Source organism: Agrobacterium bohemicum, assembly GCF_001562555.1.
GTDB classification, from domain to species: Bacteria; Pseudomonadota; Alphaproteobacteria; order Rhizobiales; family Rhizobiaceae; genus Agrobacterium; species Agrobacterium bohemicum.
This window is the reverse complement of the sequence record NZ_KQ961028.1, coordinates 180706-205211: the sequence shown is the minus strand read 5'-3', so window position 1 is coordinate 205211 and position 24506 is coordinate 180706. Positions and strand designations below refer to the sequence as shown.

Annotated in this window: 21 protein-coding genes; 11 read left to right on the top strand and 10 right to left on the bottom strand. The window is 56.1% G+C overall.

All coding sequences use genetic code 11. The features are described from left to right. Nucleotides 1-72 precede the first annotated feature (72 nt). The 6 genes from motA (at nucleotide 73) to ATO67_RS11700 (ending at nucleotide 5247) form a co-directional block, all read left to right on the top strand. The gene (motA, locus tag ATO67_RS11725; RefSeq protein ID WP_067648815.1) at nucleotides 73-945 is read left to right on the top strand and encodes a flagellar motor stator protein MotA; all 873 of its coding nucleotides are present in this window, start codon (nucleotides 73-75) and stop codon (nucleotides 943-945) included. Then, on the top strand, nucleotides 945-1901 hold the full coding sequence (locus tag ATO67_RS11720) for a FliM/FliN family flagellar motor switch protein (RefSeq protein ID WP_067648812.1): 957 nt from the start codon (nucleotides 945-947) through the stop codon (nucleotides 1899-1901). Before motA ends, ATO67_RS11720 begins: the two co-directional genes overlap by 1 nt. A gap of 66 nt (nucleotides 1902-1967) precedes the next feature. Beyond that, nucleotides 1968-2510 carry a flagellar motor switch protein FliN gene (fliN, locus tag ATO67_RS11715; protein WP_067648809.1) on the top strand — a complete coding sequence of 181 codons (543 nt, stop codon included), beginning with the start codon at nucleotides 1968-1970 and terminating at the stop codon, nucleotides 2508-2510. Between the two features lie 27 nt (nucleotides 2511-2537). After that, a complete protein-coding gene (gene fliG / locus ATO67_RS11710; RefSeq protein ID WP_067648806.1) occupies nucleotides 2538-3581 on the top strand; it encodes a flagellar motor switch protein FliG in 1044 nt (347 codons plus the stop codon). 128 nt (nucleotides 3582-3709) lie between these two features. After that, nucleotides 3710-4792 carry a flagellar biosynthesis protein FlhB gene (gene flhB / locus ATO67_RS11705; protein WP_067648803.1) on the top strand — a complete coding sequence of 361 codons (1083 nt, stop codon included), beginning with the start codon at nucleotides 3710-3712 and terminating at the stop codon, nucleotides 4790-4792. 5 nt (nucleotides 4793-4797) lie between these two features. After that, on the top strand, nucleotides 4798-5247 hold the full coding sequence (locus tag ATO67_RS11700) for a hypothetical protein (protein WP_067648800.1): 450 nt from the start codon (nucleotides 4798-4800) through the stop codon (nucleotides 5245-5247). Nucleotides 5248-5344: 97 nt separating this feature from the next. Here the strand turns inward: ATO67_RS11700 and ATO67_RS11695 are convergent, their stop codons facing one another. After that, nucleotides 5345-6511, bottom strand: a complete 1167-nt coding sequence (locus ATO67_RS11695; RefSeq protein WP_067648797.1) for a pyridoxal phosphate-dependent aminotransferase — start codon at nucleotides 6509-6511, stop codon at nucleotides 5345-5347. A 94-nt stretch (nucleotides 6512-6605) separates the two neighbouring features. Then, nucleotides 6606-7049: a large conductance mechanosensitive channel protein MscL gene (mscL, locus tag ATO67_RS11690; RefSeq protein ID WP_067648793.1), complete on the bottom strand. Its 444-nt coding sequence runs from the start codon at nucleotides 7047-7049 to the stop codon at nucleotides 6606-6608. A 210-nt stretch (nucleotides 7050-7259) separates the two neighbouring features. Here mscL and ATO67_RS11685 point away from each other — a divergent pair, with 210 nt between their 5' ends. Then, the gene (locus ATO67_RS11685) at nucleotides 7260-10769 is read left to right on the top strand and encodes a hybrid sensor histidine kinase/response regulator (protein ID WP_067648790.1); all 3510 of its coding nucleotides are present in this window, start codon (nucleotides 7260-7262) and stop codon (nucleotides 10767-10769) included. A gap of 102 nt (nucleotides 10770-10871) precedes the next feature. On the opposite strand, the gene ATO67_RS11680 is transcribed toward ATO67_RS11685, so the two are convergent. The 8 genes from ATO67_RS11680 to ATO67_RS11645 form a co-directional block, all read right to left on the bottom strand. Next, nucleotides 10872-12716: a methyl-accepting chemotaxis protein gene (locus ATO67_RS11680; protein WP_067648788.1), complete on the bottom strand. Its 1845-nt coding sequence runs from the start codon at nucleotides 12714-12716 to the stop codon at nucleotides 10872-10874. A gap of 282 nt (nucleotides 12717-12998) precedes the next feature. Next, a complete protein-coding gene (gene mnhG / locus ATO67_RS11675; RefSeq protein ID WP_067648785.1) occupies nucleotides 12999-13343 on the bottom strand; it encodes a monovalent cation/H(+) antiporter subunit G in 345 nt (114 codons plus the stop codon). Continuing rightward, complete coding sequence (locus tag ATO67_RS11670; RefSeq protein WP_067648782.1) at nucleotides 13340-13621, bottom strand: K+/H+ antiporter subunit F; 282 nt, start codon at nucleotides 13619-13621, stop codon at nucleotides 13340-13342. The genes mnhG and ATO67_RS11670 overlap by 4 nt, the downstream gene beginning before the upstream one ends. Further along, nucleotides 13618-14106 carry a Na+/H+ antiporter subunit E gene (locus ATO67_RS11665; protein ID WP_067648779.1) on the bottom strand — a complete coding sequence of 163 codons (489 nt, stop codon included), beginning with the start codon at nucleotides 14104-14106 and terminating at the stop codon, nucleotides 13618-13620. Before ATO67_RS11665 ends, ATO67_RS11670 begins: the two co-directional genes overlap by 4 nt. After that, nucleotides 14103-15749: a monovalent cation/H+ antiporter subunit D gene (locus tag ATO67_RS11660; protein WP_067648776.1), complete on the bottom strand. Its 1647-nt coding sequence runs from the start codon at nucleotides 15747-15749 to the stop codon at nucleotides 14103-14105. Before ATO67_RS11660 ends, ATO67_RS11665 begins: the two co-directional genes overlap by 4 nt. Further along, nucleotides 15746-16081, bottom strand: a complete 336-nt coding sequence (locus ATO67_RS11655; protein WP_067648772.1) for a Na+/H+ antiporter subunit C — start codon at nucleotides 16079-16081, stop codon at nucleotides 15746-15748. The genes ATO67_RS11660 and ATO67_RS11655 overlap by 4 nt, the downstream gene beginning before the upstream one ends. Further along, nucleotides 16081-18999, bottom strand: a complete 2919-nt coding sequence (locus ATO67_RS11650; protein WP_067648769.1) for a monovalent cation/H+ antiporter subunit A — start codon at nucleotides 18997-18999, stop codon at nucleotides 16081-16083. Before ATO67_RS11650 ends, ATO67_RS11655 begins: the two co-directional genes overlap by 1 nt. 99 nt (nucleotides 19000-19098) lie before the next feature. Further along, the gene (locus ATO67_RS11645) at nucleotides 19099-19497 is read right to left on the bottom strand and encodes a hypothetical protein (protein ID WP_067648766.1); all 399 of its coding nucleotides are present in this window, start codon (nucleotides 19495-19497) and stop codon (nucleotides 19099-19101) included. 486 nt (nucleotides 19498-19983) lie between these two features. Here ATO67_RS11645 and ATO67_RS11640 point away from each other — a divergent pair, with 486 nt between their 5' ends. From ATO67_RS11640 to ATO67_RS11625, 4 genes are read left to right on the top strand one after another with little or no spacing between them, the layout of a single operon-like run. Then, on the top strand, nucleotides 19984-21591 hold the full coding sequence (locus tag ATO67_RS11640; RefSeq protein WP_082760241.1) for a methyl-accepting chemotaxis protein: 1608 nt from the start codon (nucleotides 19984-19986) through the stop codon (nucleotides 21589-21591). After that, nucleotides 21591-21890 (top strand): STAS domain-containing protein, encoded by a 300-nt coding sequence (locus ATO67_RS11635; RefSeq protein ID WP_067648763.1) that lies wholly within the window; start codon nucleotides 21591-21593, stop codon nucleotides 21888-21890. The genes ATO67_RS11640 and ATO67_RS11635 overlap by 1 nt, the downstream gene beginning before the upstream one ends. Beyond that, nucleotides 21887-22252 (top strand): chemotaxis response regulator CheY1, encoded by a 366-nt coding sequence (cheY1, locus tag ATO67_RS11630; protein WP_045229833.1) that lies wholly within the window; start codon nucleotides 21887-21889, stop codon nucleotides 22250-22252. The genes ATO67_RS11635 and cheY1 overlap by 4 nt, the downstream gene beginning before the upstream one ends. 16 nt (nucleotides 22253-22268) lie before the next feature. Continuing rightward, entirely contained in the window at nucleotides 22269-24494 is a 2226-nt protein-coding gene (locus tag ATO67_RS11625) for a chemotaxis protein CheA (protein ID WP_067648760.1), read from the top strand. Nucleotides 24495-24506 lie beyond the last annotated feature (12 nt).

The following is a 24506-nucleotide window of genomic DNA, read 5'->3' as shown; positions in this document are numbered from 1 at the left end:
TTCAAGCCAGCCTCGCACAAGGCATGTCGCCTATCCCTCAAGTGCGAAATTGGCATCAGACGCGAGCTTCAGATGAACATTATTATCGGATTAGTGATTACTTTCGGCTGTATTATCGGCGGTTACATGGCCATGGGCGGTCATCTGGACGTTCTGTTTCAGCCATTCGAGCTCGTCATCATTGGCGGTGCCGGTATCGGCGGCTTTATCATGGCCAACCCGATGAAAGTTGTGAAAGACAGCGGCAAGGCGCTTGGTGAAGCATTCAAGTACGCTGTGCCGAAAGAGCGCCACTATCTGGATGTTCTGGGCGTTCTCTATTCGCTCATGCGCGATCTGCGCACCAAATCGCGCAACGAAATCGAAGCTCACATCGACAACCCGGAAGAATCTTCCATCTTTCAAACCGCGCCATCGGTTCTGAAAAACAAGGAATTGACGTCTTTCATCTGCGATTATGTGCGTCTCATCATCATCGGCAATGCTCGTAGCCATGAGATCGAAGCGTTGATGGACGAGGAAATCGACACCATCCTGCATGACAAGATGAAACCTTACTACGCGATGACTGCGATGGGCGACTCTTTCCCTGCCATCGGCATCGTGGCCGCGGTTCTCGGCGTTATCAAAGCCATGGGCAAGATCAACGAATCGCCTGAGATTCTCGGTGGCCTTATCGGCGCGGCCCTCGTCGGCACCATGCTCGGCATCATCTTGTCCTACTCTATCTGTAACCCGCTATCAGCGCAGATAAAGATCGTCCGCACCAAGCAGCACCGCCTTTACATCATCGTGAAACAGACCTTGCTGGCCTACATGAACGGCTCGGTGCCGCAGGTCGCTCTCGAATATGGACGCAAGACCATTTCCAACTATGAGCGTCCGTCCATCGACGCTGTAGAGCAGGAAATGATGAACCCGGGTGGCGACCAGAAGGCGGCTTGATGATGGCGAATGCTGCACAATCGAACGTTACCCCCATGGACCCTGCGCTGCTCGCGAAGCTGACAGGCGGCCTGGGTGATGGCAAGAAACTCGCCAAGATCGGTGCCGAAATCGGCCAGATCTACAGCAACTTCCTGCCCGACATCTTCCACAGCGAAACTGGCATCGCCATCGGTGTAGACTATCTCGGTTGTGAATCGGGGCTGATGACCGACCTCGTTCAGAAGTTGGGCAAGGACTTTGCCGTTGCCGATTGCTCGCTGCGCAACTGGGCACCCAATTTTCTGCTGGCAACCGGCACGGCGTTTATCATGGCATTGATGGAGCGTATGCTGGGCGCCGCACCCGACACGATCATGGAACCGGAAGTTCGGGCTTTGTCTCATATAGAGCTCGATCTGGCATCGCTGGTCATGGGGCGTATCGGAGAAGTGCTTCGCTCATCGGTCAATGCGCCCGGCGGTTTTGAACCGACCATCGATCCGCCGTTCAACGGCAATGGCAAAACCATTTTTGAAGAGGCGATTTCCGCCCAATTCGGCTTGCTGATACGCCTCAAGGTCGAAATCGGCAAAGTCGCTTCCGAATTTGCGATGGTCATTCCGCAGCGCACGTTGCTGAAAACTGCCATCGTTGCGCCCAAGCCGTCTGCCCAGGCGCTGAAGAAGCAAGAAGAGTGGATGGAGATGATCTCCGAACAGGTGAAGCGCTCTCAGGTGACACTGGAAGCCAAGATCCGGTTACAGAGCCTGACGCTGAGAACGATCTCCCGGCTTGTGGCGGGGGATGTCATTCCCTTCCGCGATATACGCCAGGATGATATCTGCGTCGAGGTCAGCGCCAATGGTGCAAATATGTACAACTGCGAGTTTGGTCGCGCAGGCGACAAATACACGGTTCGCGTGAAGAATAACGTCAGCACGGACGACGAAATTCTTAGACATTTGATGGGTTGAATGCCGGGCATGCCCCGTTGCGGGCATGGGCAGCTTGACGCAAGTTTCAAAGGGAATAATTAGCGCATGGCTACGAGAAAGACACCAAAAACCGAAGATGATTTGCTGCCTTCGCTTGATGATACAGGCGATCTGGACCAGGCAATAGGTGATCTGCGCGGTGTACTGAAAAGTGATTCGGAAGGATCGCTGTCAGACTTTGGCGATTTTGGCGACTTCGGGTCGACAGCGGTTGAACCCGCGAGTGACGACCTTGCGGCGTTCGGTGGTGGAATGGACAGCTTTGGCGTATCGGATTTCGGCTCGACGGCCGCTCCGCTTGCCGCAACGCCCTCACCTTTGGGCAGTGGTCTTTCGGATAACCTTGACCTGATCATGGAAATCCCGATCGATGTTCAGATCGTTCTCGGAACCAGCCGGATGCTGGTATCGGGATTGATGGGACTGGAAGAGGGTGCGACGATCGCTCTTGAGCGTAAGATCGGCGAGCCTGTGGAAATCATGGTGAATGGCCGCTGCATTGCACGCGGTGAAATCACTGTATTGGAAGACGACGATACACGCTTCGGCGTGAAGCTGATTGAAGTAATGAGTACTCGGAAAGCCTAATCCCTGTGGGGACGGAGAGGAAAGACCATGATGGACTTTGAGGATTTCGGTAACCCTTTAGCAGGGAAACCGTTGTCTCAGGCTGATAAGGCCGCCGCCGTACTGCTGGCGATGGGGAAAGGCGTGGCTGGAAAACTGCTTAAGTTTTTCACCCAGGCCGAGCTGCAAACCATCATCAATTCGGCTCAGACGCTTCGCGTTATTCCGCCAGACGAGCTTGCGCTGATCGTGGCGGAATTCGAAGATCTGTTCACCGAAGGCACCGGCCTCATGGACAACGCCAAGGCTATCGAAAGCATTCTCGAGGAAGGTCTGACGCCTGAGGAAGTCGACGGTCTTCTTGGCCGCCGTACGGCATTCCAGGCTTATGAAGCCTCCATATGGGATCAGCTACAGGACGCGGACCCGCAGTTTATCGGCAAGTTCCTGGTGCGTGAACATCCTCAGACCATCGCCTACATCCTCTCCATGTTGCCGTCCTCCTTCGGTGCGAAGGTCCTTCTGACCATTCCAGACGAGCAGCGCGCCGACATCATGAACCGAACGGTCAACATGAAGGAAGTCAGCCCTGCCGCAGCCCAGATCATCGAAAAGCGTGTTATCGCACTGATTGCCGAACTTGAGACTGAACGCAATGCTGCTGGCTCGGCGAAGGTTGCCGACCTGATGAACGAACTCGAAAAGCCGCAGGTCGATACTCTGCTCAGCTCTCTCGAAACGCTCAGCAAAGAGTCCGCAAACAAGGTCAAGCCGAAGATCTTCCTGTTCGAAGATCTTCTGCACATGCCACAGCGCAGCCGCGTTTCGCTGCTCAACGACGTTTCTGCAGACATTCTTACCATGGCGCTTCGCGGTGCTACCAACGAGATCAAGGAATGTGTGCTTTCCAGCATCAGTCCACGTCAACGCCGCATGATCGAGTCCGATCTCGCCGTGCCGATGGCATCTCTCAACACACGCGAAGTGGCGATTGCCCGCCGCGCAGTGGCCCAGGAAGCTATCCGCTTGGCCAACTCCGGCCAGATAGTGCTGAAAGAGGCCGTCGTCGAAGGTCAGTCTGCCGCAGCGTGACGCTGCCGATGCTCGATAAAGCCTGTGTGTGGTCGGCATGACTGGCTTGCGGGTCACCGCCAGCGCCTATACCCTGACAAGAACGGCCTGCCGATTCCGGCGGGCCTTTTTTGTTCAGGGGACGTGTCTTGTCAGACGGCGAAGACAAAGACAGTAAAACAGAAGAACCAACAGAGAAAAAACTACGCGACGCGGAGGAGAAGGGAAATGTTCCTTCGTCCCATGAAGCGTCGCTGTTTACGTCTATGCTGGCGTTCTATCTGTATCTCGTTTTTTTCGTCCCCGATGGCATCAAAAGATTGGGCGAAACGCTTAAAGACATCGTTGAGCGCCCTGAACAGTGGAGGCTGAACACCGCGGCGGATATGGTGTCGCTCGGGCTTCATCTTTCCAAGGAAATCGGTGCGTTTCTTTTGCCCGCCGCAATCCTGTTCATCGTTTTCGGCCTGGGGCAGTCCTTTGCGCAGAACCTGCCGCAATTCGTGCTTGATAGAATAATGCCGAAAGCGTCCAGAATATCGCCGGTGGGCGGCTTTACCCGGATCTATAGCGTCGATGGCCTGGTCAACTTCGGAAAGTCACTTTTCAAGGTCGTCATCGTCGCCATCATCATGGTCGTGGTCCTGAAGAATGACTATTACCGCCTTCTGAATTCTCTGATTACCGATCCGCACAGCATCATGACGACCGGCTATGAGATATTGAAGAAAATGGTGACCGTCGTCCTTTTCTCAACGGGCATTCTGGCCGTTGCAGACTACTTCTGGGCCAACCACCGCTGGCACACCCAGCAGAAAATGACCAAGCAGGAAGTGAAGGACGAATACAAACAATCGCAGGGCGACCCTGTGGTGAAAGCACGCCAGCGCTCCATCGCCCGCGACCGTGCGCGTCGCAGAATGATGGATGGTGTTCCAAGAGCGACCCTGGTCATCACCAACCCGACCCACTATGCGATCGCGCTGCGCTACGTCAAAGAGGAAAGCGACGCGCCGATCATCGTTGCCAAGGGACAGGATTTGATCGCTCTGAGAATCAGAGAAATTGCCAAGGAAAACGGAATACCGATTTTTGAAGATCCGCCGCTTGCCCGCTCCATGTTTGCGCAAGTCTCGGTGGATAGTGTCATCCCGTCAGTATTTTATAAGGCCGTCGCGGAACTGATTCATAAGGTTTACGCGGCGCGCCAAAACAAAAGACGGGTAAACTGATCAATATGAAAAAATGCTCATATTCGGCTGAACGAGAAGAAATCTTGGCTCGCGCAATCAGCCCTGTGGCTGCCGAGCTTCGTTTAATCGATGCGGGAGATCTGATCTCTCTATTGAAATTCGAATACTATAGCAGCCTGTCGGATCTGGTGGATTCGGCTGCGGAGCTCTATTTCCATCCGGGAACGGTCTATTTCGGTATCGGCGGCGACTACAAGCTGGATTGGGACACCTATCCATCCATCACGCTGGATCTGGAAATCAAGCCAAAAGGCGTCACCATCTATGCGCAGCTGTTGCTGGCCAAGGATCATGCCTGCGTCAACATCAACTACATCAATTTTCAGAATCCATCGAGCGATCCGAACGAGAATACGGCATTTCTGGCTGACAGTCTGCGCCATGCAGCGTTTTACCGGAATACCGATGTGACCGCGATGAACGTGGCCCACTAGACAGCGACGCGTCCGCGCACTGTCCTTCCAAAACCCATGATATCGAAAGCTTTGCCACCGAAGATCGCTACCGATCCTCGGTGGTCGGGTTCTGGTATCATTTCTGCAAAATATAGCTTGCGAGGCGGTCTGCTGCGTCCTTTATCTGCGCGGGGTCGCGCAGGAAACAGGCGCGTAGGAACAGTTCTCCGCCAGCACCGAAAGCTTTGCCAGGTGCAAGGCCAACGCCAACCTTGTCAACGATGTCGAACGCTGCCGCACGGCTGTCCGTCACGCCATCGATCTTGAGGAAGGCGTAAAGCGCGCCGTCTGGCTTCAATGTCTCGACGCGATTGGTCGCGATCAGGGCGTCGCAAAGAATGTCCCGGGATTTGGCAGCGCGGGCGAAATTCTGCTTGATGAAGTCATCGCCGTGGTCAAGAGCTGCGATGGCTCCGCGTTGCATGAACTGCGCTACGCCCGACGTGGAATACTGGATGAGGTTTTCGATGACCTGACCGATTTCGGGCGGGGCCACCAGCCAGCCGACTCTCCAGCCGGTCATCGACCAGTTCTTGGAGAAGGAGTTGGCAAAAATGATGCGGTCGCCTTCCTCCATTATATCGAGAAACGACGGCGCACGGGTGTCTGCGTAGTGATAGAGCGCGTAAATCTCGTCGGCGATGATCCAGAGATCGTGCTTGCGTGCCAGAGCCAGAATCTCACGCAGATTATCATGCGTTGCCGTCCAGCCCGTGGGATTGGATGGCGTATTGATGAACAATGCCTTGGTCTTTGGTGTGATGGCCTGTGCCAGCTTGCCGACGTCGATATCCCACTTGCCGTTGGTGAAATCGATACCGACGGGGACAGCCTTGGCACCCGCCACGCCGATCGCAGCGACGATATTTGGCCAAGTCGGCGTGAGGTATACAAGCTCATCACCCGGTGAGGTGAGGGCCTGCACGGCAAGGACGATGGCCTGCATGCCGGAGCCGGTGACATAAAAATGGTCTGACGAAAGATCGGCTGCGAAATGCCGCTGGTAATAGCGGCTCATCGCTTCGCGAAGTTCAGGAATGCCACGCTGCCATGTGTAGAAGGTTTCCCCTCCGGTCAACGCGTCTGCCGCAGCCCGTGCGATAAAGGCTGGCGTGGGGAGATCACCCTCACCAACCCATAGGGGCAAGAGGTTTTCGCGGGCATGAGCGTATTTCTTGACCTCGACGATACCGCTTTCGGGTGTCGCCAGAGAGCGGGCACTTAGACTTTTCAGAACCGACATGAAAAAAGGCACTCCAGTGAGAGTGCCTTCTTAGCGCATGAAAAGCCTGCCGTGCATGATATTCCGTGAAGAAATCACGGATTTTTCTGATGGATCAGATGCGATTGGTATCAGCGGTTTTCAGCAGATCACGAATTTCCATGAGGAGACGCACGTCTTCCGGTGGTGGCGCTGGCTCTTTCTTTTCCTCGATCTTCTGACGTTCGACGGACGAGCGCAGCTTGTTCACGCCCTTGACCATCAAAAAGATGATCCAGGCGAGAATGACGAAATTAATGACGACGGTCAGGAAGTTACCATAGGCGAAAACTGCGCCCTGTTCGCGTGCCGCAGCAAGCGAGTTTTCCGTTACCTGGGAAGACAGCGGCAGGAAGTAATTGGCGAAATCGAAGCCACCGAATAGTGCGCCGACAATCGGCATGATCAGATCGTTGACCACGGAATCGACGATCTTGCTGAAGGCCGCACCAATGATGACACCGACCGCTAGGTCCATGACATTGCCGCGGGCGATAAAAGTTTTGAACTCGTTGAGCATTCCAGACGTCCCTCTTTGAAGCCCTCTCTCAGCCTGTGCATTTTGCAAAGCAGGCACACAATACCATTCAATTTCCGAATGTGCAGATATACGAAGCAAAAAGCGTATTGGTTCCGCGATCTTAAACTTTATGCCAAGTTCCGGGCCAATTCTCATTTCCCCGGAACTATCCTATGCTTGTGGACGAGGATGGTGGGAGAGAAAAGCCAAGTGCTTCCTGGGTGGATCATATTCGGATCGGCATTCGCCTATATTCTGCTGCTGTTTGCGGTGGCGAGTTATGGCGACCGCAAAAGTCGGCAGAAGCCCGTCCCGAACAAGGGCAGGCCGATCGTCTACGCGCTGAGCCTTGCGATCTACTGCACCTCATGGACCTATTTTGGCGGTGTGGGCCTTGCATCCGAGCGCGGTCTGGAATTTTTAGGGATTTATACCGGCCCCATTCTGGCCTTCACGCTTGGTATGCCTATTCTGCGGCGGATCGTGGAACTGGCCAAAGCCGAAAAGCTGACATCGGTCGCTGACTTTATCGCTGCCCGCTACGGCAAGAACCCGACAGTTGCTACGCTCGTCTCGATCATCGCCCTTGTCGGCGCTATCCCCTACATCGCGCTCCAACTGAAAGCCGTCTCCAATTCCGTGGCCGCCATGGTCGATCCGAGCGATTACGGGATTGGCAGCGGCAATCTTTATTTCCTTGACCTGCCATTGCTGGTGACGATCGTCATGGCTGGTTTTGCGGTTATTTTCGGCACCCGCCACACCGATGCGACCGAACATCAGGATGGCTTGATTCTGGCCATCTCGATGGAATCTGTGGTCAAGCTGGTGGCGATCTGCACGGCGGGCGTCTACGTCGTATTTTTCCTGTTCGATGGACCGTCGCAGTTGTGGCGGCTGGCCTCCGAGAACGAACAGGTCATGCAGGCGATGTCGTACCAGACGCCGATCAGCCGCTGGATCGTGCTGACGTTGCTGTCGGCCTTCGCGATCATCCTGCTTCCCCGCCAGTTCCATGTGACCGTGGTGGAGAACCGCACGCCGAACGAGTTGCGGATGGCGGGGCTGTTGTTTCCGCTTTATCTTATCGCCATCAATATCTTCGTTCTGCCGATTGCCATTGCCGGTCTGCTGACGATTGGTGGCAGTGGCGATGCCGACCTCTATGTCCTGCAGTTGCCGCTGCTCAACCAGATGTCGGTGGTTTCTCTCATCACATTTATCGGCGGGTTTTCGGCGGCCACCGCCATGGTCATCGTTGCGTCCGTCGCGCTGTCGATCATGGTGTCGAACGACATCGTGATGCCGATTTTTCTCCGGCAGAAATTGCTGAACCGCTCGGCGCACCGCGATGATTTCGCCAAGACGCTGCTTAACATCCGTCGCACGGCAATCTTCGCTGTCCTGTTGCTGGGATATGCCTATTACCGGGCTGCTGACAGCGCATCAGGGCTTTCATCCATTGGCCTTCTGGCCTTCGCGGCCATCGCGCAAATGGCGCCATCCCTGTTGGGCGGGCTCATCTGGCGTCGTGCTAATGCGCGGGGCGCCATAGCGGGCTTGAGTTCAGGTTTCATTATCTGGGGATATCTGTTGTTTTTGCCGAGCCTCGGCGGGCCGGACAATTCGCACATCGCCGCGACGATCTTGAGTTTTCTGCTGCCCGGCACGACGCTTTTCAGTGGGCCGGAGGCCGATCCGCTCGTCAATGCCGTCACACTCAGCCTTTTGGTCAACTGCATGGCCTTCGTGCTAGGCTCGCTGTCGCGCAATCCACGTCCGGTCGAACGCATACAGTCCGGTATTTTCGTCAAGCGCCATTCAAAATCGCAATTCGCCACGCGCGGCTGGAAAACGCGGGTTAGTGTCGGCGATATGAAAACGGCGGTTGCCCGCTATCTTGGTGAAGAGCGGATGCTGCGCTCGCTTTCAGCCTATGAGAAAACCGCTGGACGAAAGCTAGAGGATGACCAGCCAGCAGACATGGCGCTTATTCATTTCTCGGAGCAATTGCTTGGAAGCGCCATCGGTTCTTCTTCGGCGCGACTGGTCCTTTCACTGATTTTGCAGAAGGCGGAGGATACCAGCGCCGACACCGTCTGGCTGCTGGATCAGGCAAGTGAAGCACTGCAATATAATCAGGACATGCTGCAGACCGCTCTGGCCCAGATGGATCAGGGCATCGCGGTTTTCGACAGTTCACAGCAACTCACCATCTGGAACCGCCGCTTTCGCACCCTGCTTGATCTGCCGGAACAGTTCGGCAGGGTCGGCCTGCCGCTCAGTGAGATTGTCGCCATGCTGGAGGAGCGCGGTGATATCGTCGCCGGTCAGCAAAAGCAGACGATCGATCTTTTCCTGACGATGGATAGACCGTTTTCGCTTGTGCTGGCACAGGGCGCGCGGATCATCGAGGTGCGCTCCAATGCCATGCCGGACAAGGGCATCGTCGCCACCTTTACCGATATTACCCAGCGCGTTGCCAGCGATCAGGCGCTGAAGCAGGCCAATGAAACACTGGAACAGCGTGTAGAAGAGCGCACCGGGGAGTTGACCCGGGTCAACCACGAATTGGCGGAAGCGCGCGCGGCGGCCGATGAAGCCAATATCGGCAAGACACGTTTTTTCGCTGCCGCAGGTCACGACATTCTCCAGCCGTTGAATGCCGCACGACTTTATTCCTCCGCCCTCGTGGAGCGCATGGGCACGTCGGAGAACGGATCGCTGGTCGAGAACATCGATTCGGCATTGGAGTCAGTCGAATCGATCTTGGGAGCGGTTCTTGATATTTCCCGTCTCGATACCGGCTCGATGAAGCCGCGCTTGGCGTCCGTGCCGCTCAATGACCTGTTCAAGCGGATAGAGACGGACTTTGCACCGATGGCGCGGGAGAAAAATCTTGAGCTGATCGTTATGCCCACATCGCTCATCGTGAAATCCGACATCAATCTGCTTCGACGTCTCGTTCAGAACCTCGTTTCCAATGCGATCAAATACACGATATCCGGCAAGGTCGTTGTTGGCGTCAGGCGTCGCGGCAGGGAAGCGGTCATTCAGGTGACAGATTCCGGCATCGGCATCCCGTCCTCGAAGTTTCGGACGATCTTCAAGGAGTTCGCGCGGTTAGACGAGGGGGCAAAGACAGCGGCGGGGCTGGGATTGGGCCTGTCCATCGTAGACAGGCTCTCACGCATTTTGCACCACCCCGTTCACCTGTCGTCGGTTCAAGGCAGAGGCACGACCTTTCGCGTTCATCTGCCCCGCGAGGTCGCACATAGCCGCGCTGCCAGGGCGGCTGAGCGCAGCGTGCCGCAACCCATCGCCAATCAAATGCCGGGCTTTCGCATTCTGTGTATCGACAACGAGCCGAAGATACTGGAAGGCATGTCACTTTTAATGTCCGGCTGGGGCTGCGAGGTCAGTCAGGCGGCATCGCTTGCCGCGCTCGAGCGGATGCTGGAAGCTCCAATCGCCGCACCGGACATGATCGTTGTGGATTATCATCTGGACGATGGCGACGGCATCGACGCCGTGTTGCAGCTCAGGCGTTTCTATCAGGGGGATATTCCGGCGCTTCTCATCACCGCAGATCGAACGCCGGAGGTACGGGCGCAGGCGGAAAGGGAAGGTATTGCCGTGCAGCACAAGCCAGTCCGTCCGGCGGCCCTGAGAGCCTATATCAATCAGATATTCAGCGTGACACGCGCCGCTGCGGAATAGTGGCGGGAACGTTTCGCCGATGAACCTGACTGACACCCAAAGAAAAAGGCCGCCCGATTGGATCGAGCGGCCTTTTTGCATTTGGTCGAAATCAGATCGATCTTATGCAGCGCGGTTGTAGCGTTCCTGCTGCTGACCGGGCTGGCCGATGCGGAAGCGTTCTACCAAGCCGAGCAAAGCTTCGACTTCCTCTGACAGCATCTGGGTTGCGGCGCTGGATTCTTCGGCCATGGCGGCGTTCTGCTGGGTCATCTGATCCATCTGGTTGACGGAGCCGTTGACTTCCTGAAGGGCTGAGGACTGGTCCTGTGTTGCAGTCGCGATGGTTTCGACATGCTTGCTGACAACAACGATCTGCGTGCTGATGTCGGAAAGAACCTGCCCGGCTTCCTGAACCAGAAGCGCGCCTGTGCCGACTTCGTTGGTCGACTGATTGATCAGCGTCTTGATTTCGCGTGCGGCATCTGCCGAGCGCTGAGCAAGCTCACGTACTTCCTGAGCAACGACCGCAAAACCCTTGCCTGCTTCACCGGCGCGTGCAGCTTCGATGCCGGCATTCAAGGCCAGAAGATTGGTCTGGAAAGCGATGTCGTCGATGGTTTCGATGATTTGCTCGATCTTCTTGGAAGCATCTTCGATGCGGCCCATGGCGTCGATGGCATTTTTGACGACCGTGCCGGAGCTGTCGGCGCATTTCTGCGTAATGCGAACAGCCTGATTGGCTTCGCGAGCGCGGTCTGCGGAAGACTTGACGGTAACGGTGATTTCTTCGACGGCGGCGGCTGTCTGCTCGAGCGAAGCAGCCTGAGATTCTGTGCGGCGCGACAGGTCGTTGGAGGATTCGCGCATTTCCATGCCGTTGTGCTGAATGACCAGCGTTCTCTCGCGAATTTGCGCAAGAACGTCTTTCAGGTTGGACAGTGAGTTGTTGAAGTCCGTGCGCAGCTGTTCGAGGCGTCCGGAGAACGGCGTATCGATCGTCTGCGTCAGGTCACCTTGAGAAAGGCGGGCCAGGCCACCAGCGAGCTGGCTGACCGCATAGTCGATCTGGCGATCGGTTTCGCGCTTTTCAGCATCGTTGCGACCACGTTCTGATTCCGCTTCTGCACGCTCCTCGGCACTGCGGCTCTCGATGAGCAGCTTTTCATGGGCATTTTCACGAAACACCTCCAGCGCACGGGCGATATTGCCGAATTCGTTCTTGCGCTGCGTGTAAGGGATTTCGGTCTCCAGCTTGCCTTCGGACAAGGACTTGACAGCCGTCGTCAACAAACCAAGGGGACGCAAAGTGCGGTTGATGAGATAGTAACCGAGAAGGCCGAACACCAGCATGACGCCAAGGCCGCACCACAGGACGATGTTGCGCAGGCCGTCGATATGCGACTGATAGACAGTCATCGGTACGCCGACGAAGAGAATGCCGACAGCAGCACCCGACTTGGACAGAACCGGAACGTAACCCGTCATGTAATCCGTGCCGAACAGCTTTGCTTCGCCAAAATAGGATTCACCCTTAGCCATTTTGGAATAGGCAGGATGTTCGAGCGCCAGTTTTGTGCCGACGGCACGTTCGCCCTTTTCGTTCTTCACGTTGGTGGAGATGCGGACATAGTCAGTACCCTGTGTCTGAAACACAGTGGCGACGCCACCATTTGCCAGACCGGTACGGTCAACTAGATCAAAATCCCGCAATGTGCCAATGCTTGGTCTGTTAACGGACGTGAGTTCTCCGTTTTCCATAGCAACGGTCGCACCGCCAATCTTCATTTCATAGAGAATAGCCATGCTTCTGACGGCGCGCCGTGTATCCATAATGGCGCTCTGCATGACATCATCTTTCAAGCGGAGATATGTGGTAGTGCCGACAGCAAAAATGCCCAGAAAAATGAGCGCGATAGTCAGAAACACCATCTGGACCACTATCGATCTCGAAAAGAAACTCACCATTATATGTCCCCGAGAAATATTGAGTTTCATACTAATGGCGGAAAAGCGTTAAAATTCCGGGAATATTGAGAGGGATAACTGCCCGATTAGATTGAGCTTTTTGGTCGCTTTGACAGACGTCAAGTATAGGAAATCATTATCGTATTACAAAAATATCTGGGTCATAACGATAAAATCTGTTTTACAGCCTGTCGTATTTTGCGGCGACCGCGGAAAGCAGATGCCCCCAATCGGCCACAGTTTGGCCATGTGCTGATCTCTCCGGTTTTTCGACCTTACGTCTCAGAGACTTTGGCGGCTGTTGGGGTTCTGTTCGGCGCGGTCGCGGTAAAGGGCAGCACGGCCAAGCAACATCAGCGAGACAGGCGTCGTGATCGTCATGAAAATGCCGATGAAGATTTCGTGGAAGACCGGACGCTCGCCCGAGACCGAAAAATATATGATCGAGGCCATGACGACGCCGCCTGTTCCCCAACTGGTGCCGAGCGTCGGCGCATGCAGGCGCTCATAAAAGCTTTGCAGTCTTGCAAAGCCGATGGTGCCAGTCAGCGCCAGGGACGAGCCGAGCAAAACGAAGAAGGCAACGAGTATGGCGGCCCAAAGGGGAAATTCTGCAGCATCACTCATTCTATGACCTCTCCGCGCATCATGAATTTTGAAAGGGCGACTGTTGATACAAATCCCAGGATCGCAATCAACAGGGCCGCGGCAAAATAGACATCATTGCCCGTGCGAAGTCCAAAGACGAGGACCAGCAGCATGGCATTGACGTAGAGCGTGTCCATACCCAGCACGCGGTCTTGCGCGCGTGGACCGATGGCGATGCGATAGACGGAAATTGCCATGGCGGATGCGAGGAACAACTGGGCAATCGAAAATGACCAGAAAAGGATAACCGAACTCATTCGAATATCTCCATCAGTAATTTTTCATATCGGCTTTTGATGAGGTTTTGCCAATGCGCCTCGCTCACTTCATCAAGAACGTGAATGAGCAACGTGCCTTGCGACGAATTATATTCCAGCCACGCGCTGCCGGGCGTTGCGGTCAACACGACAGCAAGAACCGCAAGGCCCATCGGATCACGCAGATCGAGCGGCACCGTCATGAAGGCCGCGCGAGTCTTTCGATTGCGCGGAAACAGGATGATGCTGGCCACGGCAATGTTGGAGCGTACAATATCGTAGATCACGATCGCGATAAGCTTTATCAGCAAATGCCAGTTGCGAATGCGTGGTTTTGGCGGACGCAGCGAGGCCATGGCCCAGGACGCGATCATCGCGACACCTGTTCCGAGCAACAGGTGCCCCGGCGAAAAGCTGTTGATCGTCATCCAGAAAACAGCAAGCGATATCGTCAGCAAGGGGTAGGGAAGAATGCGGCCGATCATGGTGCTGCCTCCGAACCTCTGTCAACCCGTGGGGCTGTGATAACACCCTGAATATAGCTTTCAGGAAGGCCGCCTATGCGGGCAGTTTCCTGCATGTAACGCATGATCGGGCCTGCCGCGATCGTCATGGCGAGCGTCATTCCCAAAAGCAGAAGAATCGGAGCAATTTCGATGACGAGGACACGTGGTACCGTTCCCTCGAGCGAACCCCAGAAGGTACGAATTCCGGCTCGGGTCATCGAAATCAGTGACGCAAGACCGGAGAATACGATGAGGAACACAAGCCACCATGACAGCGTGGAAATGGTGTCGTTCGCGCCAAGGCCCGATGGGTTGAGAATGGCCGACAGCATGGAAAACTTGGCGATAAAGCCGGAAAGCGGCGGCAAGCCTGCCAGCAAAATGCCACAGGCGGCAAAGCAGACACCCAGTACAGCCATCGTTCCGGGCATCGTGACGCCGACCTCATCTTCAGCCTCATCCTCGTCGCCGTCGCCATAGGCTTCCATCGTCACGGCAAGAACGTTGGCACCGGCATCCTGTCCACGCTCAACAAGTTCGATCAGCAGGAAAAAGGCACTGATCGTCAGCGTTGAGGAAACCAGATAGTAAAGCGCACCGGCAGCAACCGTCGGATTGCCTGTACCCATGGCGGCGAGAAGGGTTCCGGAAGAAACGAGAACGGAGAACCCGGCCAGGCGGCCGAGCGCCTGTGAGGCGAGAACGCCAATTGTGCCGAAGACGATAGTGGCAATACCACCCACTAGAAGCGCGTCGTGACCAAAACCGGCAGATGCTCCCGCGGTCTCTCCGAAGAGCAGGAAGGACAGTCTGGCGATCACGTAAATACCGACCTTGCTCATGATGGCGAAGATGGCGGCAACGGGTGCCGATGCTGCGCTGTAAGCGGACGGTAGCCAGAAGTTCAGCGGCCACATGCCGGCTTTGACGAGAAACGCCACGCCCAGCACGGCGGCACCGGTTTCCAGCAACATGCGCTGATCCGGGTTGAGCCCGGCGATGCGCTGCGCGAGATCGCCCATGTTGAGCGTCCCGGTCACGCCGTAGATCAGGCTGACGCCAATGAGGAAGAACAGGGCGGCAACGAGGTTTATCGCGATGTAATGGAGCCCGGCTTTTACACGCAGTTGCCCGGAGCCATGCAACAGAAGGCCATAGGATGCCGCCAGCATAACCTCGAAGAACACGAAGAGATTGAACAGATCACCGGTCAGAAACGCGCCATTGACGCCCATCAGCATCAGATGGAAGAGCGAGTGGAAATGCGACCCGGCCTTATGCCATTTTGCCAGCGAATAAATCAGCGAAGGGATGGCCAGCAGTGCGGCGAGTAGCACCATCAATCCTGAAAGCCGGTCTGCGACGAGAACGATGCCGAAGGGCGCGGGCCAATTTCCAAGCAGGTAGACACCATTCGAGATGACGGCGGCGACTTCCGTATTGACCGTTGAGTTCACTTCCAGAAACAGGCCAATGGCCACGGCGAGTGAAACGAATGTCGCGATGACGCTGACCACAGCCTTGGTGTTACGCTTTCGCTCATCGATGAACAGCAGGATGGCACCGGCAATCAGCGGCACCAAGATAGGGGCAACCACGATGTCAGCAGGGAAGTAGTTCAATTCCGCTCCCTCCCGTCCACATGGTCAGTGCCGGTCAGGCCACGCGCCGCCAGCAGCACCACCAGAAACAGCGCGGTCGTTGCAAAGCCGATGACGATGGCCGTCAGCACCAGAGCTTGCGGCACAGGGTCCGTCAGCGTCGAGGTAATCACACCATCCAGCAGCAAAGGTGGCGCATTTGTCTTGATGCCGCCGACGCCGAAGATGAAAAGATTGACGGCGTAGGACAGGAGAGAAAGGCCGATGATGACCTGATAGGTACGCGGACGTAGGATCAGCCACACGCCAGATCCCGTCATGACACCGATGCCGATGGCAAGAATAAGCTCCATTACGCTTCCTCCGCTTTTGCGGCGTCGGGCGTACGTACCTTGTAGTTACGCAGCGATTGGTGCGCCAATGCTATAAGAATAAGAACGGTCGCCCCGACGACCAGAGAAAAGACACCAAGGTCGAAAAGCAAGGCAGTCGCTGTCGGCATTTTCCCGATATAAGGGATGTCCGTATACTGGAAATAGGATGTGAGGAACGGGTAGCCAAAGGCCCAGGAACCCATGCCGGTTGCCGCCGCCATCAATAGGCCGAAACCCATCCAGCGCAACGGCAGGATGCGGATGCGATCTTCCGCCCAGCGTGTCCCACCGGCCAGATATTGCAGTAGGAAAGCTACAGCCATGGTTATGCCGGCGGAGAAGCCTCCACCGGGAAGATCATGGCCACGGATAAACAGAAAGATCGAAAACGTAACGATAACCGGGAACATCCACTGCATGATGACGGATGGCACCAGCAGGTAGTCGCGCACTGTTTCGCCTTTGCTCCGCTCTGGGCTGTCGGCATCGAATGCGTTCTGGATCAACTGTTGTTCCGGCAAGCCAATGCTTTCCTGCGCCGGACGGAAACGACGCAAAAGGGCAAAGACGGTGAGACCGACGATGGCAAGCACCGCGATTTCCCCCATCGTGTCGAAACCGCGGAAATCCACCAGAATGACGTTGACGACGTTGGTTCCGCCGCCTTCCGAGTAGGCCTTATCGAGGAAATAATTGGCGATGGTGTTAGGAACGGGAAGCGTCATGACCGCATAGGCGATCACAGTCATGCCAATGCCGCAGGCAACCGCCAGCAGGAAGTCACGTCCACGGCGAAGCTGAGACGGAAGTTCGTTGTTGTTATCGACCTTCACCATACGCTTCGGCAACCAGCGCAAACCCAGCAGAATAAGGACGAGGGTAACGATTTCGACCAGCAATTGCGTGATGGCCAGATCAGGTGCCGATAACCACACGAAAGTAAGACAGGTGACGAGACCGGATACGCCGAGCATGATGAGCGCTGCCAGGCGATGATATTTAGCCTGCCACGCAGCACCCATGGCCGCAATCATGCCGATCGCCCACAGGATCGCAAAAATCGGATCGAAGGTCGTCACGCCCGGTAGCGTTAGAGAAAATTCCGACGATGCGAGCGGAGAGAACCCGGCAATCAGTGCAACCAGTATCAGCATCCGCAGTTGCGGCTGCAGACGGCGGGTGCCAAGCGTACTTTCGAGCCAGCGCGCCCATTTCCACGAAACCGTAACGATGATGCGCTCGAAAATGCGCTGTCCACGCAGATGGCGAAAGAAGGGAGGCCCGTCATCACAACGCGAGAAGTATCCGCCCAGTGCGGCATAGATCACGATGCCGCCGATGAGGGCGACAAGGCTCATCATCAGAGGAAGATTGAACCCGTGCCAGATCGACAGGCTGTAGACCGGTGTTTGCGTTCCCAGAACCGAAATCACCGCCGAGTGGAGAAACGGACCGATGGACAGGCTCGGCACGACGCCGACGATGAGACAGGCGAGAACCAGAAACTCGATAGGGAAACGCATCCAGCGCGGCGGTTCGTGCGGTTTCGGGTTGGGAATATCGTGTGGCGGCGGGCCGAAGAAGACGGTATGGATGAACCGCAGCGAATAGGCGACGGCAAATGCACCGGACAGTGTTGCGACATAGGGAAGCGCCTTGTCCAGAAGCGAATCCGCGTGGGTCTCGACCGACTCGGCAAAGAACATTTCCTTGGACAGAAAGCCGTTGAACAGCGGGACGCCCGCCATGGCCGCACTGGCCGCCATTGCAAGCGTGGCTGTGGCAGGCAGGAACCGGTATAGCCCGCTCAAACGCCGCATATCACGGGTGCCGGTCTCATGATCGATGATGCCAGCCGCCATGAACAGCGACGCCTTGAAGGTGGCGTGGTTCATCATGTGGAAGATGGCAGCAACCGCAGCCAGCGGGCTCCCAAGGCTCAAAAGCGTGGTGATGAGGCCAAGGTGGCTGATGGTGGAATAGGCGAGAAGCCCCTTCAGATCCTGCTGGAACATGGCGAAGTATGCGCCAATCAGTAGGGTGGTGATACCGCAAAATCCTAGCAGCCAGAACCATTCCTGCGTTCCCGCAAGCACCGGCCATAGGCGCACCAGCAGAAACACACCGGCCTTTACCATCGTCGCCGAATGCAGATAGGCGGAGACAGGCGTCGGAGCCGCCATGGCATTGGGAAGCCAGAAGTGGAACGGGAACTGCGCGCTCTTGGTCAGTGCGCCAATCAGAATAAGGACGAGCGCCGGGACGTAGAGAGAATGCGCTCGGATATCTCCACCCTTTGCCAGAATATCGTCCAGATCATAGCTGCCAGCCATGTGGCCAAGGATCAAAAGACCGGCAAGCAGGCAGAAACCGCCGATGCCCGTCACAGTCAGAGCCATACGCGCGCCATCACGGGCCGTCGCATTGTGGTGCCAGTAACCGATCAGAAGAAACGAGAATACGCTGGTCAATTCCCAGAAGATCGACAGAAGAATGACGTTGCCAGACATCACGATGCCGAGCATCGATCCCATGAAGGATAGAAAGAACGCGAAAAAGCGCGGAATAGGATCATCCGCAGACATGTAATAACGCGCGTAGAGCACCACCAGAAAGCCGATGCCGGTGATCAATACCAGGAACATCCAGGCAAATGCGTCTAATCGAAGCGTGAAGTTCAAGCCGAGTTGCGGCAGCCATTCCACATCATACTTGATGACGGCACCGCCAGCGACGCTGGTGTAGAGAAATATGGTCGTCACAAAGCTGAACAGGGCGATGCCACCTGCGACGGATGCAGGTGCACGAGCAGCACCGTCTCTCGGCATCATGGCAGTGGCAACACTGCCGATGAAGGGGAGGGCAATCAGAATGGGTAGGAGAACGTCAAGACTCATACGGGGCGGCAGTTTTCTCTGGCGTTAAGATTTGGCGGTTCTTGTGCCCGTCAGCTTCGCCAGTTCCGTCGAAAAAGACGGATAATTTGGCCGCGACGGCTATGATATCGTTGAAGGTGGGCCGCGAGGCGACGCCGTTCCGGTGAGGTGAAAGCCATGCAAGACGTGCGGCATGTTTTCGAGCGTGATCTGGGTTGCCGTATAGTCCGTTACCAGTGCAGATACAGATAAACTTGAACAAACAAAGTCGTGATCAGGCGATTGCTGGTAAAGTGCTGCAAAGCACTGATGAGCGCGCGCGACCGAAGCCTGAGGGGATGCAACTGCGTTTTGCTGAGGCAGATGCGAGCGCTCGAGACGATGCGCTTTCAAAACCGGGGTCGCGTTGGCTGTGGCCTGAATGCCCATGAAAACGAGCATGCCTGCGACAAAGACGTCGATCAGTCTTTTGGAATGGCGCGGGCTCCAGTGGCTTTTCCCGGTCCATGGCAAAATCATGTCTCCTCAGTCGTCGTCAGTGTTCCGTTAAAACATCACCATGGAAGCGAATATTGTGTGGTTTTGTTTTAGGGGAACGGTGTTGCGCTTGTCCAGCGCAGCACGGCTAAAAATCGGAAATCTTTTCCAAAAATCTAATTTGTCGCATCCCGTATCGATACAATAAACCGTCAGATTAGATAGGTTATATAACAAATTTTAGCATTTATAGGTGAAGCTGTGGTTTCTTAACCTTCGAGCAAGGAATTAACCATAAAGATTGGACGTATTTCACGGCGGAATGGAGTTTTACCAAACTTCTTCCAGGCATGACGCCGCCCTGCCGTACCGGGTTGATCCGGTATTATCGTTAGATTGCAGAAGGCTCAGCAGCGTCGGTGCGGCATCAATCTTTGGTGTGCATATTCGTGACATATCCCCCCGGATTCTGACATTCTCAATCGGTCAACTGCCGGTGATTGCCGGTGTAGCATTTGGGGACGTCGCTTGGGGCAGGACTTGCCAACAGATTATTCGCGAAAGGCCACAGGCAGCAGCCTGGGTGGCCGTTTGCGATTCGCTGGTCTTGATCAAGACCAGTGCGATCTGCTGCGTCGCTATCGAACAATGCTGGAACCGCATGTGAAGGCAGGTCTGCGTGACCTGATGGTTCGCTTCCAATCCATGCCGGACTGTTCACCGTCCTTCGAAAGCGAAAACCAGCTCGATAGGCTGCACGATCTCCAGACCGCGCATTGGAGCGTCTTGACCGATGCGCGTTTCGACGCCGTTTACGCCGAGCGGATCAAGGTTCTGTCGGATACCGAAAGCCGCATGGGGCTAGACCCCCGCTGGCATGTGGCCGGTCATGCGGTCGTTCTGGAAAATCTTCTCGGCGGTCTGATTGCCGACCAATCGCCACGCTCTCTTCTTCCCGGCGCACGCAAGCGCCAGAAGGAACTGGCCGACACCGTCAGGGCTGTCGTGCGTCTGGTGATGGTCGATACGGAAATCGCCGTCTCGCTCCGCTTCAACGAATTGCGCATTCGCCATACTCAGGAACTGGCAAAGCAGCGTGAAGACGATCAGGCTGATGCCAAGCGTCTTCTGGGCGATGCTTTGAATGCGTTTGCGACAGGCGACCTCACAGCACGCATCACCGGCGACATTCCCGAAGCCTACCGCGATCTGGCCGACGCCTTCAACGCTGCGCTGGAAAAGATCGGTACTTCGATGTCCACGGCGCAAGCGGGCATTCGTGATGCACACGCAGCAACCGAACGGTTGATGGGTGAGGGCCGGATGATGGCGTCTGCTTCATCCACTCATGCACAGCGGCTCACCCATGCTTCCGATACACTAGGATCGGTCATCGATGTCGTGCGCAACAGCAGCGAGCGTATCTCGGCTGCCGAAAGCGCTGTCTCGCAGGCACGCAATGCGGCGACTGAAAGCGGTACGGCTGTCGGTGAGGCGATCAGCGCCATGGCCGGGATCGAACAATCGGCCGAACAGATCGGCCGCATCATCGGCTCCATCGACGAGATCGCGTTCCAGACCAATCTGCTTGCATTGAATGCCGGGATAGAAGCGGCGCGCGCTGGAGAAAGCGGTCGCGGCTTTGCTGTCGTTGCTCAGGAAGTTCGTGCCTTGGCACAGCGGTCGGCAGATGCCGCCCGTGAAATCAAGAATCTCGTCAACGGCACCAAGACGCAGGTGGATGCTGGCGTTCGCATGGTCAATCGCACGCAGGAAGCCATTGGCGGTGTCGTCCGTCAGGTCTCCGGGGTCAGCGATATGATCGGTGATGTTGCCCGTCGCACAGGCGAAAACGTCGCCAGTCTGCAGACCGTTGCGGTGGAGCTTGGCTCCATCGGCGCTGAGACGGACAGATCCGCAGCAAAGATGACATCGGCAGCCCAGGAAGCTGACGATCTGCATACCGTTATTCTCGAACTGGGTCGTACGGTGCGGGAATTCCGCATAGCGCGCCAACAGCATACGGCACCCGAGCCGGTTGCGAGACAGTATCAGGGCTACGTTGCTACCACGCCTGGGGAAAGCGTGGATTATGGCTACGAGCACCAACAATTCAGACGCCAAGGAGTGATTTGATGGCAGGCAGGAAAGCAGCGCAGTCGGCATTGAAATTGTCACCCGTGCTGGACCTCAATCAGGCATCCGTCTTGCACGGAAAACTGATGGAAATGAGGGGTGCCCCGCTTGCGGTGGATGCCTCCGAGGTAGAGCGCATAGGCGTGCAATGCGCCCAGGTCTTGATGGCAGGTATCAAGGCTTGGGAGGCCGATGGCAAGCCATTCACTTTTTCCAAGGCATCCGATGCCTTTGACAAAACCCTTAAACTGATCGGCGTGGACATCGATCATATGCTCCCGAAGGAGACCTCGAAATGAAAAAGAAGGTTCTGACTGTCGATGACTCCAGAACGATCCGCAACATGTTGCTGGTCACGCTGAACAATGCCGGTTTCGAGACCATTCAGGCTGAAGACGGCATCGAAGGGCTCGAAGTTCTCGAGGGCTGTGAGCCTGACGTTATCGTCACCGATATCAACATGCCGCGTCTCGATGGCTTCGGCTTTATCGAGGGTGTTCGTCGCAACGAGAAATACCGCGCGATACCTATTCTCGTGCTGACCACCGAAAGCGATGCCGAGAAGAAAAATCGTGCCCGTCAAGCAGGTGCTACCGGATGGATCGTCAAGCCGTTCGACCCTGTGAAGCTGATCGATGCCATTGAACGCGTAACTGCTTGATACGGGACTACTCACGATGGATATGAACGAAATCAAAGAAATCTTCTTCCAGGAGTGCGAAGAGCAACTCGCTGAACTGGAATCGGGTCTTCTGAAATTGAACGACGGCGACCGTGATCCGGAAACCGTAAATGCTGTGTTTCGTGCCGTTCATTCCATCAAGGGTGGAGCGGGCGCATTCGGCCTCGACGACCTCGTGGCTTTCGCGCACGTTTTCGAAACGACGCTTGATTGCGTACGTTCGAACAAGCTCGAACCTGACCAGGAAGTCCTGAAGGTCATGCTGAAATCGGCCGACGTTCTGGCCGATCTGACCAATGCGGCCCGTGATGGCGGCAGTGTCGAGGAAGGCCGCACACGCGGTCTGGTCAAGGAGCTGGAAGCGCTGGCCAATGGCGAAAAGCCGGCCCCCGGTTCGTCAGCGTCGGAGCCGGTCGTGGCAAAGGTCGCAGCACCTGCGCCGACAGATGACAGCGGTTTTCAGCCGGTTGCCTTCTCCTTTGGCGACTTCGAGGACGACACCGTCCCGATGATGGAAACGCCGTCTTTCAACGTCGTTTTCAAGCCGCAGACATCGCTCTACACCAAGGGCAACGAGTCGGCCTTGTTGCTGCGCGATCTTTCCCGCATTGGCGAGATGAGCATCAACTGCGACATGAGCACCTTGCCGGCGCTCGAAAACATCGAGCCAGAAGCTGCCTATTTCTTCTGGAATATCTCGATCAAGACGGACAAGGGCGCCGCTGGCATCCGTACCGTCTTCGAATTTGCCGAATGGGACTGCGATCTGGAAATTTCCGAGATCGTATCCGAGGCGCCAGCCGAAGAAGAACTGCCGATGATACCGGTGCCGTTCGATTTGTCGGTTCTGGACGAAGTTGCCGACGAGCCTGCCGTTCAGTCCGCTGAAGCAGAAGAGAGCGTGCCTGCAAAGACCGTGGCGACTGCCGTTGCCGCGACCGAAGTCACGCGCTCCGTTTCTGCTGCCGCAGAAAAGAAGGAAGCACCGGCCGCAGCCGCTGCAAACGCAAGCGCCGGTCAGACGATCCGCGTTGATCTCGACCGCGTCGACCGCCTTATCAACCTCGTGGGCGAGCTTGTCATCAATCAGGCGATGCTGTCGCAAAGCGTGATCGAGAACGATGCGACCGGCACATCGGCCGTCAACATGGGTCTTGAAGAACTTCAGCAACTGACGCGTGAAATCCAGGATAGCGTCATGGCCATCCGCGCGCAGCCGGTGAAGCCGGTCTTCCAGCGCATGTCGCGTATCGTCCGCGAAGTGGCTGATATGATTGGCAAGCAGATCCGTCTGATCACCGAGGGTGAAAACACCGAAGTTGACAAGACGGTCATCGACAAGCTGGCAGAGCCGCTGACACACATGATCCGTAATGCCGTCGACCACGGCATCGAAACCCCTGAAAAGCGCGAAGCTGCTGGCAAGAACCCTGAAGGCACCGTCAAGCTGACGGCGAAACATCGTTCCGGACGCATCCTGATCGAACTCGCCGACGATGGCGCAGGTATCAACCGCGAACGCGTTCGCCAGAAGGCTATCGACAACGATCTGATCGCTGCCGATGCAAACCTGACGGACGAGGAAATCGACAACCTGATCTTCGCACCAGGCTTCTCTACCGCCGACAAGATTTCTGATATCTCAGGTCGTGGCGTTGGCATGGACGTGGTCAAGCGCTCGATCCAGGCACTCGGCGGTCGTATCAGCATCACCTCGCGTCCGGGCCTCGGCTCGACCTTCACTATGAGCCTTCCGCTGACACTCGCCGTTCTCGACGGCATGGTGGTGACGGTTGCCGGCCAGACGCTCGTCGTGCCTTTGACTGCGATTGTCGAAACATTGCAGCCGGAAGCCGTGAACATTCACTCCTTCGGCTCCAATCAGCGCCTGATCTCCATCCGCAACTCCTTCTGCCCGCTGGTGGACGTGGGTCGTATCCTCAACTTCCGCGCCACCCAAGCAAACCCGGTCGACGGTGTTGCGCTTCTGGTGGAATCGGAAGGTGGTGGCCAGCGCGCTCTGATGGTCGATGCCATCCAGGGGCAGCGTCAGGTCGTGATCAAATCGCTGGAAGCCAACTACACCCACGTTCCGGGCATTGCCGCCGCAACCATCCTTGGTGATGGCCGCGTCGCGCTTATTCTCGATGTGGATGCCGTTGTCGGCGCGTCTCGTGGTCAGTCGCTCAAGCAAGAGATGTCTCTTGCGGCGGTCGGTTGAAAAGTGGTGATG